The 13,739-nt window shown below is 68.8% G+C and carries 5 protein-coding genes, 1 tRNA gene and 1 rRNA gene; 6 read left to right on the top strand and 1 reads right to left on the bottom strand.

Annotated features, from left to right (window positions below):
* The first annotated feature begins 143 nt into the window (after nt 1-143).
* From rrf to ACFT32_RS39165, 3 genes are all read left to right on the top strand, one after another.
* Nucleotides 144-260 (top strand): 5S ribosomal RNA (gene rrf / locus ACFT32_RS39175).
* Between the two features lie 114 nt (nt 261-374).
* The gene (locus tag ACFT32_RS39170; RefSeq protein ID WP_382498704.1) at nt 375-1,037 is read left to right on the top strand and encodes a DegT/DnrJ/EryC1/StrS family aminotransferase; all 663 of its coding nucleotides are present in this window, start codon (nt 375-377) and stop codon (nt 1,035-1,037) included.
* Between the two features lie 72 nt (nt 1,038-1,109).
* Nucleotides 1,110-1,185, top strand: a tRNA-Thr gene (locus ACFT32_RS39165).
* A 43-nt stretch (nt 1,186-1,228) separates the two neighbouring features.
* Here ACFT32_RS39165 and ACFT32_RS39160 read toward each other — a convergent pair.
* Nucleotides 1,229-3,982 (bottom strand): SpoIIE family protein phosphatase, encoded by a 2,754-nt coding sequence (locus ACFT32_RS39160; protein WP_382498682.1) that lies wholly within the window; start codon nt 3,980-3,982, stop codon nt 1,229-1,231.
* A 378-nt stretch (nt 3,983-4,360) separates the two neighbouring features.
* Between ACFT32_RS39160 and ACFT32_RS39155 the strand changes: the two genes are divergently transcribed.
* From ACFT32_RS39155 to ACFT32_RS39145, 3 genes are all read left to right on the top strand, one after another.
* On the top strand, nt 4,361-9,853 hold the full coding sequence (locus ACFT32_RS39155; protein ID WP_382498680.1) for a HAMP domain-containing protein: 5,493 nt from the start codon (nt 4,361-4,363) through the stop codon (nt 9,851-9,853).
* Between the two features lie 307 nt (nt 9,854-10,160).
* On the top strand, nt 10,161-10,841 hold the full coding sequence (locus ACFT32_RS39150; RefSeq protein WP_382498678.1) for a two-component system response regulator: 681 nt from the start codon (nt 10,161-10,163) through the stop codon (nt 10,839-10,841).
* Nucleotides 10,842-10,968: 127 nt separating this feature from the next.
* Nucleotides 10,969-13,725, top strand: coding sequence for a DNA translocase FtsK (locus ACFT32_RS39145; protein WP_382498675.1), 2,757 nt, complete (start codon nt 10,969-10,971; stop codon nt 13,723-13,725).
* The last annotated feature ends 14 nt before the right edge of the window (nt 13,726-13,739 follow it).

The following is a 13,739-nucleotide window of genomic DNA, read 5'->3' as shown; positions in this document are numbered from 1 at the left end:
GGTTGATAGGCCGGATATGGAAGCACGGTAACGTGTGGAGTTGACCGGTACTAATAGGCCGAGGGCTTGTCCTCAGTTGCTCGCGTCCACTGTGTTGGTTCTGAAACCACGAACAGCCATATCGGTTGTCTGTTTCATAGTGTTTCGGTGGTTTTAGCGTTAGGGAAACGCCCGGTTACATTCCGAACCCGGAAGCTAAGCCTTTCAGCGCCGATGGTACTGCAGGGGGGACCCTGTGGGAGAGTAGGACGCCGCCGAACAATCATTGAATGGGTTGGTCCCGTAACTTCGGTTACGGGACCAACCCTTTTTTGTTGCGCGTCACTTGAAGTTCACGTTGCGCGCTCAGCATCCAAAGCATGGGTACTGCTGCAATGCTCAGGGCCGCCGGAGTCGGACTCGGTGACGAGGTCGTCGTGCCGGCCTTCGGGAACGTCGAGGTCGCCGAGGCCGTTGCCATGGCCGGGGCGATGCCGGTGTTCGCCGACATAGATCCTGTCACCTACTGCCTCGACGCCGTCGCTGTGGAAGCGGCGGTAACTCCGCGCACCGCGGCCGTGGTTGTCGTGCACCGCTTCGGACGGCTCGCCGACCTCGCGCGGTTGCACACGTTGGGAGCGCGGCACGGACTGCTCGTGCTGGAACAGGGAGAGTCCGAGGCGCCGTACGACGAGATAGCTCAGCGCAGGGAGCGTGCGGGCTACCTCGACGCGAAGCTGAGGGGCGTGCGGACGCCGGACGACGGTGACGGGCACACCTATCAGCAGTACGTCGTGCGGGTCCCGGGCAACGGGCGACCGGACCGGGACGCTTTCGCGCGGGCCGTGCGGGCCAAGGGAGTTGAATGCCGGGTGCCGGTGAAGACTCCGGTGCATCGGCTGCCCGAATTCCGGCGGTGTGTTTCTCTCCCGGAGACGGAGCGGGCTGCTGACGAGACGCTTGCGCTGCCGGTCGACGCGACGCTGACCAAGCGGGACATGCAGCGGATAGTGTCCGCCTGCAACGCCCTTGGAGGACTGCTGCAGCCCGCCTTCTGACGTGGTTGGGAGCACGGGTCTGTTCGGGGTATGATCTATTCCGTTGCCGCGCGGGAAACCGCAACGCGACAGGCCCCTATAGCTCAGTCGGTAGAGCGTCTCCATGGTAAGGAGAAGGTCAGCGGTTCGATTCCGCTTGGGGGCTCCAGCAAAAAAGGCCCCACCCTCACGGGTGGGGCCTTTCGCATGTCCTAGTCCTTGTGGAGGCCCGGGACGCGCATGGCCAGGATCGCCATGTCGTCCGACGGGGCGTCCGACGCGAAGCGTTCCACCGCGCGCATGATGCGGGCCGCGACCGCTCCGGCCGTCAGGCCCGTGCAGGTCGTGAGGACGTCGGCGAGGCCGTCGTCGCCCAGCATGCGGGCGCCTTCGCGGCGTTCGGTGACGCCGTCCGTGACGCACAGGAGGACATCGCCCGGGTCGAGGGTGACCGTCTGCTCGTAGAGCTCCAGGTCCTCGATGACGCCGAGGAGCGGCTGGGGCTCGGCTGCCGGTTCGACCGAGCCGTCCTGGCGCAGGCGCAGCGGGAGCGGGTGGCCGGCGCAGACGACCTTCAGTTCCGCGCTGCCGTCCTCCTGGGGCCGCATCTCGCCGTAGAGGAGGGTGAGGAAGCGGCTGCGGGCGCCTTCGTCGAGGATCGCGGAGTTGAGGCGTTCCAGGACTGCCGGGCCGCTGAGGCCCTCGCGGGCCAGGAGGCGCAGGGCGTGGCGGGCCAGGCCGGTGACCGCCGCCGCGTTCGGGCCCGTACCGCAGACGTCGCCGATGGCGAAGCCGTAGGCGCCGTCGCTGATGGGGAAGACGTCGTAGAAGTCGCCGCCGACCTCGTTGCCCTCGCCGGCCGCGCGGTAGATGACCTCGACCTCGACGCCCGCGATCACGGGGAGCTCGGGGGGCAGGAGGCTGCGCTGGAGGGACTGGCTGATCGCCGTGCGCTCCGAGTAGAGGCGGGCGTTGTCCAGGGCCAGGGCGGCTCGGCGGGAGAGGTCCTCGGCGAGTTCCAGGATCTCCTGGCGGAAGTGTTCGTCGGTCGGCTTGCCCAGGGTCAGCATGCCGATGACGCGGTTGCGGGCGACCAGGGGGAGGACCACCGTCTCGCCGCCGACGGCGGAGGCTGTGGCGAGGGTCGGGCCGATGCCGGGGGTGACCTGGTGGGTCGGGCCGCCGCTGAGGCCGAGGCTGCGCATGGAGCTGCGCAGGGCCGCCTGGTGGGCCACCTCGCCGGGGGCCGTCCAGACGCGGGCGCCGGGGGTGGGGACCGGGTCGGGCGGGGGGACCTTCGACAGCAGGGACTTGATGCCGTCGATGAGCTCCTCGTCCTCGTGCAGGACGTACGAGAGGTACGGCTCGGAGGCCTGGTCGGCGATGGTGTAGACGGCGCACCAGGTGGCGAGGGTCGGGACCGTCATCTGGGCCATCAGGGCCAGGGTCTGGTCGCGGTCCAGGGTGCCGGCCAGCAGGTCGGACGCCTCGACCAGGAAGCTCAGGGAGCCGCGGCGCAGGCGTTCCAGCTCGCCCAGGCGGGCCGACTCGACGGCGAGTGCGATGCGGTCGGCGGCGAACTGGAGGCGTAGCGCCTCCTCGTTGGAGTATCTGCCGGGGGCCTCTGCTGCGACGCCGAGTGAGCCTGTGAGGCGGCCCTCCACCTTCAGTGGGACGGTGACGACCGAGCGCATGCCCGTGCTGTTCAGCAGGGGCACCGCGCCGGGGACCGCCGTCAGGTCGTCGTGTACGGCCGGCATACGGGCCGAGCCGTAGCGGCCGGGGCCCGCCTCGACGGGGACGCGGGCGAAGCGCTGGCGGGCTGAGGGCAGGCCCGTGGAGGCGCGGACCTCCAGTTCCGTCTCGTCGTCGGTGGCGAGGAGGAGGAAGGCCGAGTCGCCGTCGAGCATGTCGCGGGCGCGTTCCACCGTGCGCTGGAGGAGGCCGTCGAGGTCGTCCGGGGCGGGGGAGCCGATGAACACCTCGAAGGGGTCGGTGCTCTGGCCCTCGGAGGTGGTCGAGGTGTCGGAGGCGGGGCCGCGCAGGGGCGTCTGAAGAACGGCCCTTTCGTGGTCCCTCACGAGGAGGCACACGGTTGACGGTTCGCCGCCGGTGTCGCGGACACGCAGGTGGGAGGCGTAGACGGGGGTGACGCGGCCGGTGGCGGCGCGGATGCCGTAGCTGCCCTCCCAGCGGGAGAGCTGGAGCGCTTCGGCGATGCCGGTGCTGGTGCCCGGGGTGTGCGGCCAGGCCGCGAGGTCGGTGAGGGGCTTGCCGGTGACCTGCTCGGCCGGGTAGCCGAAGAGTTCCTCGGCGTCCTCGCTCCAGGCGCTGATGTGGCCGGTGCGGTCGATCTGGATGACGGCCACGCGGACCCGGCCGTCGGCGAGGGGGAGGAGGTCGGCGGGGAGGGCCGGTCCGGCCGCTCGGGTGCCCACCGCGCGTGCGGGCAGGTCGAGTTGGAACCAGACGGTCTTGTGGGTGGGGGTGTACTCGACGCCCCAGCGGCCGGCGAGGGCCGCGCAGAGCTGGAGGCCGCGGCCGCCTTCGCGGTCGGGGCTGCCCATGTTGATGGCCGTGGCCTGGAGCGGGATCTCGCGCTCCGGATACCGGTCGGCCACCTCGATCCGCACACCGTCGTCGCTGCGCAGGCACAGCAGGTCGGCGGAGGTGCCGGCGTGGACCACGGCGTTGGTCACCAGTTCGCTCGTGAGAACCACGGCGTCGTCGACGATGTCAGCGAAGCCCCAGCCCTGGAGGGTGTCGCGAACGAAGGAGCGGGCGCTCGCGACCGAGCGCCCGACGGGCTCGAAACTGGCGGCCGCGCGCGCGGTGATCACAGAACTCCTTGACCGGTTCTCGACGTGCTGGGCTGCGGGACCGACCGGCTCGCGCCGCTGTTGCGGCAGGCTGCCCGTCGGCCGGGGGTCCGGGGGCTGTCCCCCCGGGATCAGTCCGGTGGTCATGTGTGCGGCCGCCCCTCCGATGCCCGCTCGTCTTCGTGCCACCGCCCAGGCCGGACGGACCGGCGCGGCTGGACAGCCGGATGCAAGGTTACTTACCTTCGCGGTCCATTCGGATGCCGGTCTGCAGTGTTTCCGTCCGGAGGGTGTGCGGACGATGTGCGAAGCTGCCGAACTGTTATGGCCTGGTTCGGCCAGGGTGAAACACTGGGCAAGCTTCTTGTGAAGGTCCGGGCAGTCGGAGTGCCCAATGCGTACGGCGGGCAGCAGCCCTCTGGCGAGAGCCTGATATGCAGGGCAGAGAATACGCAGTAGTAACTGGTACGCCGAGCGCGGTACCCGAGCACAGCAGTGACGGTCGACCCCTGCGGGAGGGACACAGTGGAGTCTGGCGCAGCGACGCGTGGCACGAAGACGCGCGCGAAAGGCGGACAGTCCCCGAGCAACCAGGGCAAAAAGTCCCCGGGTAACCCGGGCAAAGCGCGCAATGGCACCACAGAGGTGGATACAGCGGCCCTGAACCGTCTGATGGCGGCCCTGGTGTCGATGCGGGACGGGAACTTCCGCAAGCGGCTCACGGTGTCCGGGGACGGCGTGATGGCCGAGATCGCGGCCGTCTTCAACGAAGTGGCCGACCGGAATCTGCATCTGACGGGCGAGCTGGCCCGGGTGCGGCGGATGGTGGGCCGTGAGGGCAAGCTCACCGAGCGGCTGGAGACCGGGGCCTGTGAGGGCTCGTGGTCGACGGCGATCGACAACTCGAACGCCCTGGTGGACGACCTGGTGCGGCCGGTTTCCGAGGTCAGCCGGGTGCTGTCCGCGGTGGCCGAGGGTGATCTGTCGCCGCGTATGGAGTTGCGGACGCAGGCCCCGGACGGGAACGGGCATCCGCTGCGCGGCGAGTTCCTGAAGGTCGGGCGGACGGTCAACAACCTGGTCGACCAGCTGTCGACGTTCACCGACGAGGTCACGCGTGTGGCCAGTGAGGTGGGCACCGAGGGCAAGCTGGGCGGGCAGGCCCGGGTGCGTGGCATGTCGGGTTCGTGGCGGGATCTCACGGATTCCGTCAACACGATGGCGTACCGGCTGACGGCCCAGGTGAGGGACATCGCGCTGGTGACGACGGCGGTCGCCAAGGGTGATCTGTCCCGGAAGGTCACGGTCCAGGTGGCCGGCGAGATGCTGGAGCTGAAGAACACCGTCAACACGATGGTGGATCAGCTGTCGGCGTTCTCCTCCGAGGTGACCCGGGTGGCCCGTGAGGTGGGCACCGAGGGCGCGCTGGGCGGGCAGGCGCAGGTACCCGGGGTCGACGGTGTGTGGAAGGAACTCACCGATTCGGTGAACACCATGGCCGGGAACCTCACGGCCCAGGTGCGCGGGATCGCGGAGGTCACGACGGCGGTCGCCAACGGTGACCTCTCGCGGAAGGTGACCGTGCCGGCGCGCGGCGAGGTCGCGCAGCTGGCCGAGACGATCAACCAGATGACCGAGACGCTGCGGATCTTCGCGGACGAGGTCACACGTGTGGCCAACGAGGTCGGGGCCGAGGGGCGCCTGGGCGGCCAGGCGAATGTGCCGGGTGCGGCGGGAACGTGGAAGGACCTCACCGATTCGGTGAACACGGTCTTCCGGAATCTGACCACTCAGGTGAGGGACATCGCCGCCGTGACGACGGCGGTGGCGAATGGTGATCTGTCGCAGAAGGTCACGGTCGACGTGGCCGGCGAGATGCTGGAGCTGAAGAACACCGTCAACACGATGGTCGATCAGCTGTCCGCCTTCGGTGCCGAAGTGACGCGTGTGGCGCGTGAGATCGGTGTCGAGGGTGAGCTGGGCGGCCAGGCGCAGGTGCCGGGCGCGGCCGGTACGTGGAAGGACCTGACGGACTCCGTCAACACGGCGTTCCGGAACCTCACCGGACAGGTGAGGAACATCGCCCAGGTGACGACGGCGGTGGCCAACGGCGATCTCTCGCAGAAGGTCACGGTCGATGTCTCCGGCGAGATGCTCAAGCTGAAGAACACCGTGAACACGATGGTGGATCAGCTGTCGAGCTTCGCCGACCAGGTGACGCGGATGGCCCGGGACGTGGGCACGGAGGGCCGGCTCGGCGGTCAGGCCCGGGTGGACGGTGTGTCGGGCACCTGGAAGGAGCTCACCGACTCCGTCAACTCGATGGCCGGGAACCTGACCTCCCAGGTGCGCAACATCGCGCAGGTGACGACGGCCGTGGCGCGGGGCGACCTGTCGCAGAAGATCGACGTCGACGCGCGCGGGGAGATCCTCGAGCTGAAGAACACCATCAACACGATGGTCGACCAGCTCTCGGCCTTCGCCGACCAGGTGACCCGGGTCGCGCGTGAGGTGGGTACGGACGGCCGGCTGGGCGGTCAGGCGCAGGTGCCCGGCGTCGCCGGTGTGTGGCGCGACCTGACCGACTCCGTGAACGGCATGGCGTCCAACCTGACCGGCCAGGTGCGCAACATCGCGCAGGTGGCCACGGCGGTGGCCCGGGGTGACCTGTCCCAGAAGATCACCGTGGACGCGCGCGGGGAGATCCTGGAGCTGAAGAACACCCTGAACACGATGGTGGACCAGCTGTCGTCCTTCGCCGAGGAGGTCACGCGTGTGGCCCGCGAGGTGGGTACGGAGGGCATCCTGGGCGGTCAGGCCGAGGTGCAGGGTGTCTCCGGCACCTGGAAGGACCTCACCCAGTCCGTGAACGGCATGGCGAACAACCTGACCATCCAGGTGCGCAACATCGCCGAGGTCACGACCGCGGTCGCCCGGGGTGATCTGTCGAAGAAGATCACCGTCGACGCCAAGGGCGAGATCCTCGAGCTCGTCACGACCGTCAACACCATGGTCGACCAGCTGTCCTCGTTCGCCGAGCAGGTGACCCGGGTGGCCCGTGAGGTGGGCACCGAGGGCATCCTGGGCGGACAGGCGCATGTGCCGGGTGTCACGGGCATCTGGAAGGACCTGAGCGACAACGTCAACCTGATGGCCAAGAACCTCACCACACAGGTGCGGAACATCTCCCAGGTCTCGGCGGCGGTCGCCAACGGCGACCTGACACGGCAGGTCACCATCGAGGCGCGCGGTGAGGTCGCGCAGCTCGCCGACACCATCAACACGATGGTGAAGACCCTGAGTTCGTTCGCCGAGCAGGTCACCAAGGTGGCCCGTGAGGTGGGTACGGACGGCATCCTCGGCGGGCAGGCGCATGTGCCGGGTGTGGCCGGTACGTGGAAGGACCTGACCGAGTCCGTGAACGGCATGGCCTCCAACCTCACCGGCCAGGTGCGCAACATCGCCATGGTGACCACGGCCATCGCCAAGGGTGACCTGACGAAGAAGATCGACATCGACGCGCGCGGGGAGATCCTGGAGCTGAAGACGACCATCAACACGATGGTCGACCAGCTGTCCTCCTTCGCCGAGGAGGTCACCCGGGTCGCCCGCGAGGTGGGTACGGAAGGGCAGCTCGGCGGGCAGGCACGGGTGCGTGATGTCGACGGGACGTGGCGCGACCTGACCGAGTCCGTGAACGAGATGGCCGGGAACCTGACCCGGCAGGTGCGTGCCATCGCGCGCGTGGCCACCGCGGTGACCCGTGGCGATCTGAATCTGAAGATCGACGTGGACGCGTCCGGGGAGATCCAGGAGCTCCAGGACTACATCAACAAGATGATCGCCAACCTGCGCGACACCACGATCGCCAACAAGGAGCAGGACTGGCTCAAGGGCAACCTGGCCCGGATCTCGGCGCTGATGCAGGGCCGCCGCGATTTGGAGGACGTGGCCTCGCTGATCATGAGCGAGCTGACGCCGGTGGTGTCCGCGCAGCACGGCGCGTTCTTCCTGGCGATGCCGCTCGTCGACGGCGAGGACAAGAACGCCGCGGGCGACGACCAGTACGAGCTGCGCATGCTCGGCTCGTACGGCTACTCCATGGGCTCCATGCCGACGTCGTTCCAGCCCGGTGAGGCGCTCATCGGGACGGCCGCGACGGAAAAGCGCACGATCCTCGTGGAGAACGCGCCCAGCGGCTATCTGAGGATCTCCTCGGGGCTCGGTGAGGCCCCGCCCGCGCAGGTGATCGTGCTGCCGGTGCTGTTCGAGGGCAAGGTGCTCGGGGTCATCGAGTTGGCCTCCTTCACTCCCTTTACGCAGATCCAGAAGGATTTCCTCAACCAGATCGCCGAGATGATCGCGACGAGCGTCAACACCATCTCCGTCAACACCAAGACCGAGCTGCTGCTGGCGCAGTCGCAGGAGCTGACCGAGCAACTGCGGGAGCGGTCGGCGGAGTTGGAGCAGCGGCAGAAGGCCCTCCAGGCGTCCAACGCCGAACTGGAGGAGAAGGCCGAGCTGCTGGCCCAGCAGAACCGCGACATCGAGGTGAAGAACACCGAGATCGAGGAGGCGCGGCAGGTCCTGGAGGAGCGCGCCGAGCAGCTCGCGGTGTCGATGCGCTACAAGAGCGAGTTCCTGGCGAACATGTCGCACGAGCTGCGTACGCCGCTCAACTCGCTGCTGATCCTGGCCAAGCTGCTCGCCGACAACGCCGAGGGGAACCTCTCCCCGAAGCAGGTCGAGTTCGCCGAGACCATCCACGGGGCCGGTTCCGACCTGCTCCAGCTCATCAACGACATCCTCGACCTGTCGAAGGTCGAGGCGGGCAAGATGGACGTCTCCCCGACGCGTATCGCCCTCGTGCAGCTCGTGGACTACGTGGAGGCCACCTTCCGCCCGCTGACCGCGGAGAAGGGCCTGGACCTGTCCGTGCGGGTGTCGCCGGAGCTGCCCGCGACGCTGCACACCGACGAGCAGCGGCTGCTGCAGGTGCTGCGCAACCTGCTGTCGAACGCGGTGAAGTTCACCGATTCGGGGTCGGTGGAGCTGGTCATCAGGCCGGCGCGGGACGACGTGCCGCAGCGGATCCGGGAGCAGCTGCTGGAGACCGGGTCGCTGACCGACCCGGACGCCGAGCTGATCGCGTTCTCGGTGACGGACACCGGGATCGGTATCGCCTCCAGCAAGATGCGGGTGATCTTCGAGGCGTTCAAGCAGGCCGACGGCACGACCAGCCGCAAGTACGGCGGCACGGGCCTCGGGCTGTCCATCTCGCGGGAGATCGCCCAGCTGCTCGGCGGTGAGATTTACGCGCAGAGCGAGACGGGCCGCGGCTCGACGTTCACGCTGTACCTGCCGTTGCACCCCAGTGAACTGCCGCCGCAGGGCTACCAGCAGCAGCTGCCCGCCCTGGAGGCCGGTGACCTCGTGACGTCGTCGACCGACCTGTCGGAGCTGTCCGAGGCGGAGGTCGACACGCCGGCCGAGGTGAAGTCGTACCGCGACACGCAGAACGGACCGGCGGCCCTGTTCCGGCGGCGCCGCAGGATGCCCGAGCTGCCGCGCCCCGCGCAGCCGGAGCAGTGGACGCCCGCCGAGCCGCAGGTGCTGCCCAAGCCGCAGCGCGGCATCCGGTTCGGCGGCCAGAAGGTCCTGATCGTCGACGACGACATCCGCAACGTCTTCGCCCTGACCAGTGTCCTGGAGCAGCACGGCCTGTCCGTGCTGTACGCCGAGAACGGCCGTGAGGGCATCGAGGTGCTCGAGCAGCACGACGATGTGGCGGTCGTCCTGATGGACATCATGATGCCCGAGATGGACGGGTACGCGACGACCACGGCGATCCGCAGGATGCCGCAGTTCGCCGGGCTGCCGATCATCGCACTGACCGCGAAGGCCATGAAGGGCGACCGGGAGAAGGCGATCGAGTCGGGCGCTTCGGACTACGTCACCAAGCCGGTCGACCCCGATCATCTGCTCGCGGTGATGGATCAGTGGATGCGAGGGGAATGAGGGGAACGTTGGGCCGTTACGCAACCGTGGCGGGAAGGTTCGGTGTTCACGCGGAGTTGCCGACTCGATGTGCGCATAGTCGTGTAGAAGTACAAGATCTGGGGAACCTTCTGGTCTCCTGCTGCGTTTCCGCTACGTGCACAGTGACATCACGGTGACAGGGTGTGGCGACAGGCAGGGTGCGGCTACGATGACCGGCACAAGGACGGGCGACGTAAGGGAGTCGTCCCCTGGGGCGGCACCCACTGGTGCGTCCTCAGGTCTCGCGGACAGGGGAGGCCCCACGCCGGGGCGAGGAGGGCGGGCCATGGTGCAGAAGGCCAAGATCCTCCTGGTCGATGACCGGCCGGAGAATCTGCTGGCGCTGGAGGCGATCCTCTCTGCGCTCGATCAGACGCTGGTGCGGGCATCGTCCGGGGAGGAAGCACTCAAAGCGCTGCTCACGGACGACTTCGCGGTCATTCTGCTGGACGTCCAGATGCCGGGCATGGACGGCTTCGAGACAGCTGCGCACATCAAGCGTCGTGAGCGGACCCGGGACATCCCGATCATCTTCCTCACGGCGATCAACCACGGCCCGCACCACACCTTCCGGGGTTACGCGGCGGGCGCGGTCGACTACATCTCCAAGCCGTTCGACCCGTGGGTGCTGCGCGCGAAGGTCTCCGTCTTCGTCGAGCTGTACATGAAGAACTGCCAGCTGCGTGAGCAGGCGTCGCTGCTGCGGCTCCAGTTGGAGGGCGGCGACAAGAGCGCGGGCGGCGAGGCCAAGGAGTCGGCCGGGCTGCTGGCGGAGCTCTCCGCGCGCCTCGCGGCCGTCGAGGAGCAGGCCGAGGCGCTGACCAAGCAGCTGAACGACGAGTCGACGGACGCGGCCGCGGTGGCCACGGCGGCTCATCTGGAGCGCAAGCTCACGGGGTTGCGGCGGGCGCTGGACGCGCTGGAGCCGGGCACCGGGAGCACGCCGTCGGTGCCCTCGCAGAACTGACGCGTGGGCGGGCGTGGTTGCCCGTCCATGAACGCGTGTCAGTTTCGCGCCTCTCCCGGAGCGACACGAACGGGTGAAGCCGTAGGCACACGTGTCCCTTGCCGTCTCCACCGGTAACCTCACACCTATGGCCTCACGTTCCTCCGCAGCCAAGAAGCCGCCCGCGAAGAAGGCGGCCGCTTCAGCGAAGGCTCCGGCGAAGAAGGCCGCTGCCAAAAAGGCTCCCGCGAAGAAGGCGCCCGCCAAGAAGGCCGCGGCGAAGAAGCCCGCGCCCAAACCGGCACCCAGCCCGACCGGAGGCATCTACCGGCTCGTGCGCGCCGTGTGGCTCGGCGTCGCGCATGCCGTCGGTGCCGTTTTCCGCGGCATAGGGCAGGGCGCCAAGAACCTCGACCCGGCGCATCGCAAGGACGGTGTCGCGCTGCTGCTGCTCGGCATCGCGCTGATCGTCGCCGCCGGCACCTGGGCGGATCTGAAGGGCCCGGTGGGCGATCTGGTCGAGATCCTGGTGACCGGCGCCTTCGGCCGGCTCGACCTGCTGGTGCCGATACTGCTCGCCGTCATCGCCGTGCGGTTCATCCGCCACCCGGAACAGCCCGAGGCCAACGGACGCATCGTCATCGGTCTGTCCGCGCTCGTGATCGGTGTGCTCGGCCAGGTCCACATCGCCTGCGGTTCGCCGGCGCGCGGCGCCGGCATGCAGGCGATAAGGGACGCCGGCGGGCTCATCGGCTGGGCCATGGCGACGCCTCTGTCGTACGCCATGGGCCATGTGCTGGCCGTACCGCTGCTCGTGCTGCTGACGGTCTTCGGGCTGCTGGTCGTCACGGCCACTCCCGTCAACGCCATTCCGCAGCGGCTGCGGATGCTCGGGGTGCGGCTCGGGATCGTCCGCGACCCGGCCGAGGACGAGTTCGGCGAGGACGACGACCGCTACGAGGAGCAGTGGCGGGAGGCGCTGCCCGCCCGGCCGCGCGGCAGGCGCACACCGGCGCCCGCGGAGTACGACCCCGACAGCGCCGAGCAGGAGGCACTCTCCCGGCGCCGCGGCCGTCCCCGGCGGTCCGCGGTGCCGCAGCCGGACATGAACCGGTCCATGGACGCCGTGGACGTCGCCGCCGCGGCCGCCGCCGCGCTCGACGGTGCCGTCATGCACGGGATGCCGCCCTCGCCGATCGTCGCCGACCTCACCCAGGGCGTGACGGTCGGGGACCGCGAGGCGACCACGCCGACGCCCGTCCCGGCCGCACGCCCCGAGCAGGACAAGGGCAGGCCCAAGCAGGGCAAGCTCAAGGAGGACAAGCCCGAGCAGGAGAAGCCGAGGGCGGGCGTCCGGGACCTCACCAAGTCCCCGCCCTCCGAGCCCCGCGACCTGCCCCCGCGTGCGGAGCAGTTGCAGCTCTCCGGCGACATCACGTACTCCCTGCCGTCGCTCGACCTGCTGGAGCGCGGCGGCCCGGGCAAGGCCCGCAGCGCCGCCAACGACGCCGTCGTCGAGTCGCTGACCACCGTCTTCACCGAGTTCAAGGTGGACGCCAGTGTCACCGGCTTCACCCGTGGGCCGACGGTCACGCGCTACGAGGTGGAGCTCGGCCCCGCCGTGAAGGTCGAGCGGATCACCGCGCTGACCAAGAACATCGCCTACGCCGTCGCCTCCCCGGACGTGCGGATCATCAGCCCGATCCCCGGCAAGTCCGCGGTCGGCATCGAGATCCCGAACACCGACCGGGAGATGGTCAACCTCGGTGACGTACTCCGTCTGGCGGAGTCCGCGGAGGACGACGACCCGATGCTGGTGGCCTTCGGCAAGGACGTCGAGGGCGGCTTCGTCATGCACTCGCTGGCGAAGATGCCGCACATGCTGGTCGCCGGCGCCACCGGTTCCGGCAAGTCGTCCTGCATCAACTGCCTGATCACCTCGATCATGATGCGGGCGACCCCCGAGGACGTGCGGATGATCCTCGTCGACCCCAAGCGGGTCGAGCTGACGGCCTACGAGGGCATCCCGCACCTGATCACGCCGATCATCACCAACCCCAAGCGGGCCGCCGAGGCGCTCCAGTGGGTCGTACGCGAGATGGACCTGCGCTACGACGACCTGGCGGCCTACGGTTACCGGCACATCGACGACTTCAACCGGGCCGTGCGCGAGGGCAAGGTCAAGCCGCCCGAGGGCAGTGAGCGGGAGCTCCACCCGTACCCGTATCTGCTGGTCATCGTCGACGAGCTGGCCGACCTGATGATGGTCGCGCCGCGGGACGTCGAGGACGCGATCGTGCGCATCACCCAGCTCGCCCGCGCGGCCGGCATCCACCTGGTGCTCGCCACGCAGCGACCGTCGGTCGACGTCGTCACCGGTCTGATCAAGGCGAACGTGCCGTCGCGGCTCGCCTTCGCCACCTCGTCGCTGGCGGACTCGCGCGTCATCCTCGACCAGGCGGGCGCCGAGAAGCTCATCGGCAAGGGCGACGGGCTGTTCCTGCCGATGGGGGCCAGCAAGCCGACCCGTATGCAGGGCGCCTTCGTGACCGAGGAGGAGATCGCGGGCGTCGTCCAGCACTGCAAGGACCAGATGGCTCCCGTCTTCCGGGACGACGTCACCGTAGGCACCAAGCAGAAGAAGGAGATCGACGAGGACATCGGCGACGACCTCGACCTGCTGTGCCAGGCGGCCGAACTGGTCGTCTCCACGCAGTTCGGGTCGACGTCCATGCTCCAGCGCAAACTGCGCGTCGGCTTCGCCAAGGCCGGGCGGCTGATGGACCTCATGGAGTCCCGGAACATCGTCGGGCCGAGCGAGGGTTCCAAGGCACGTGACGTTCTTGTGAAGCCTGATGAGCTGGATGGCGTGCTCGCGCTGATCCGGGGGGAGTCTGAAGGGTAGGGAAGCGGGACACG

Source organism: Streptomyces sp. NPDC057002 (assembly GCF_042673825.1).
GTDB lineage: Bacteria > Actinomycetota > Actinomycetes > Streptomycetales > Streptomycetaceae > Streptomyces.
The sequence above is the reverse complement of the archived record's forward strand: the minus strand, read 5'-3'. Positions and strand labels throughout refer to the sequence as shown.

Coding starts and splice junctions, on each gene's coding strand:
- ACFT32_RS39170 (WP_382498704.1), top strand. CDS start 375: ATGCTCAGGGCCGCCGGAGTCGGACTCGGTGACGAGGTCGTCGTGCCG.
- ACFT32_RS39160 (WP_382498682.1), bottom strand. CDS start 3,982: ATGACCACCGGACTGATCCCGGGGGGACAGCCCCCGGACCCCCGGCCG.
- ACFT32_RS39150 (WP_382498678.1), top strand. CDS start 10,161: ATGGTGCAGAAGGCCAAGATCCTCCTGGTCGATGACCGGCCGGAGAAT.
- ACFT32_RS39145 (WP_382498675.1), top strand. CDS start 10,969: ATGGCCTCACGTTCCTCCGCAGCCAAGAAGCCGCCCGCGAAGAAGGCG.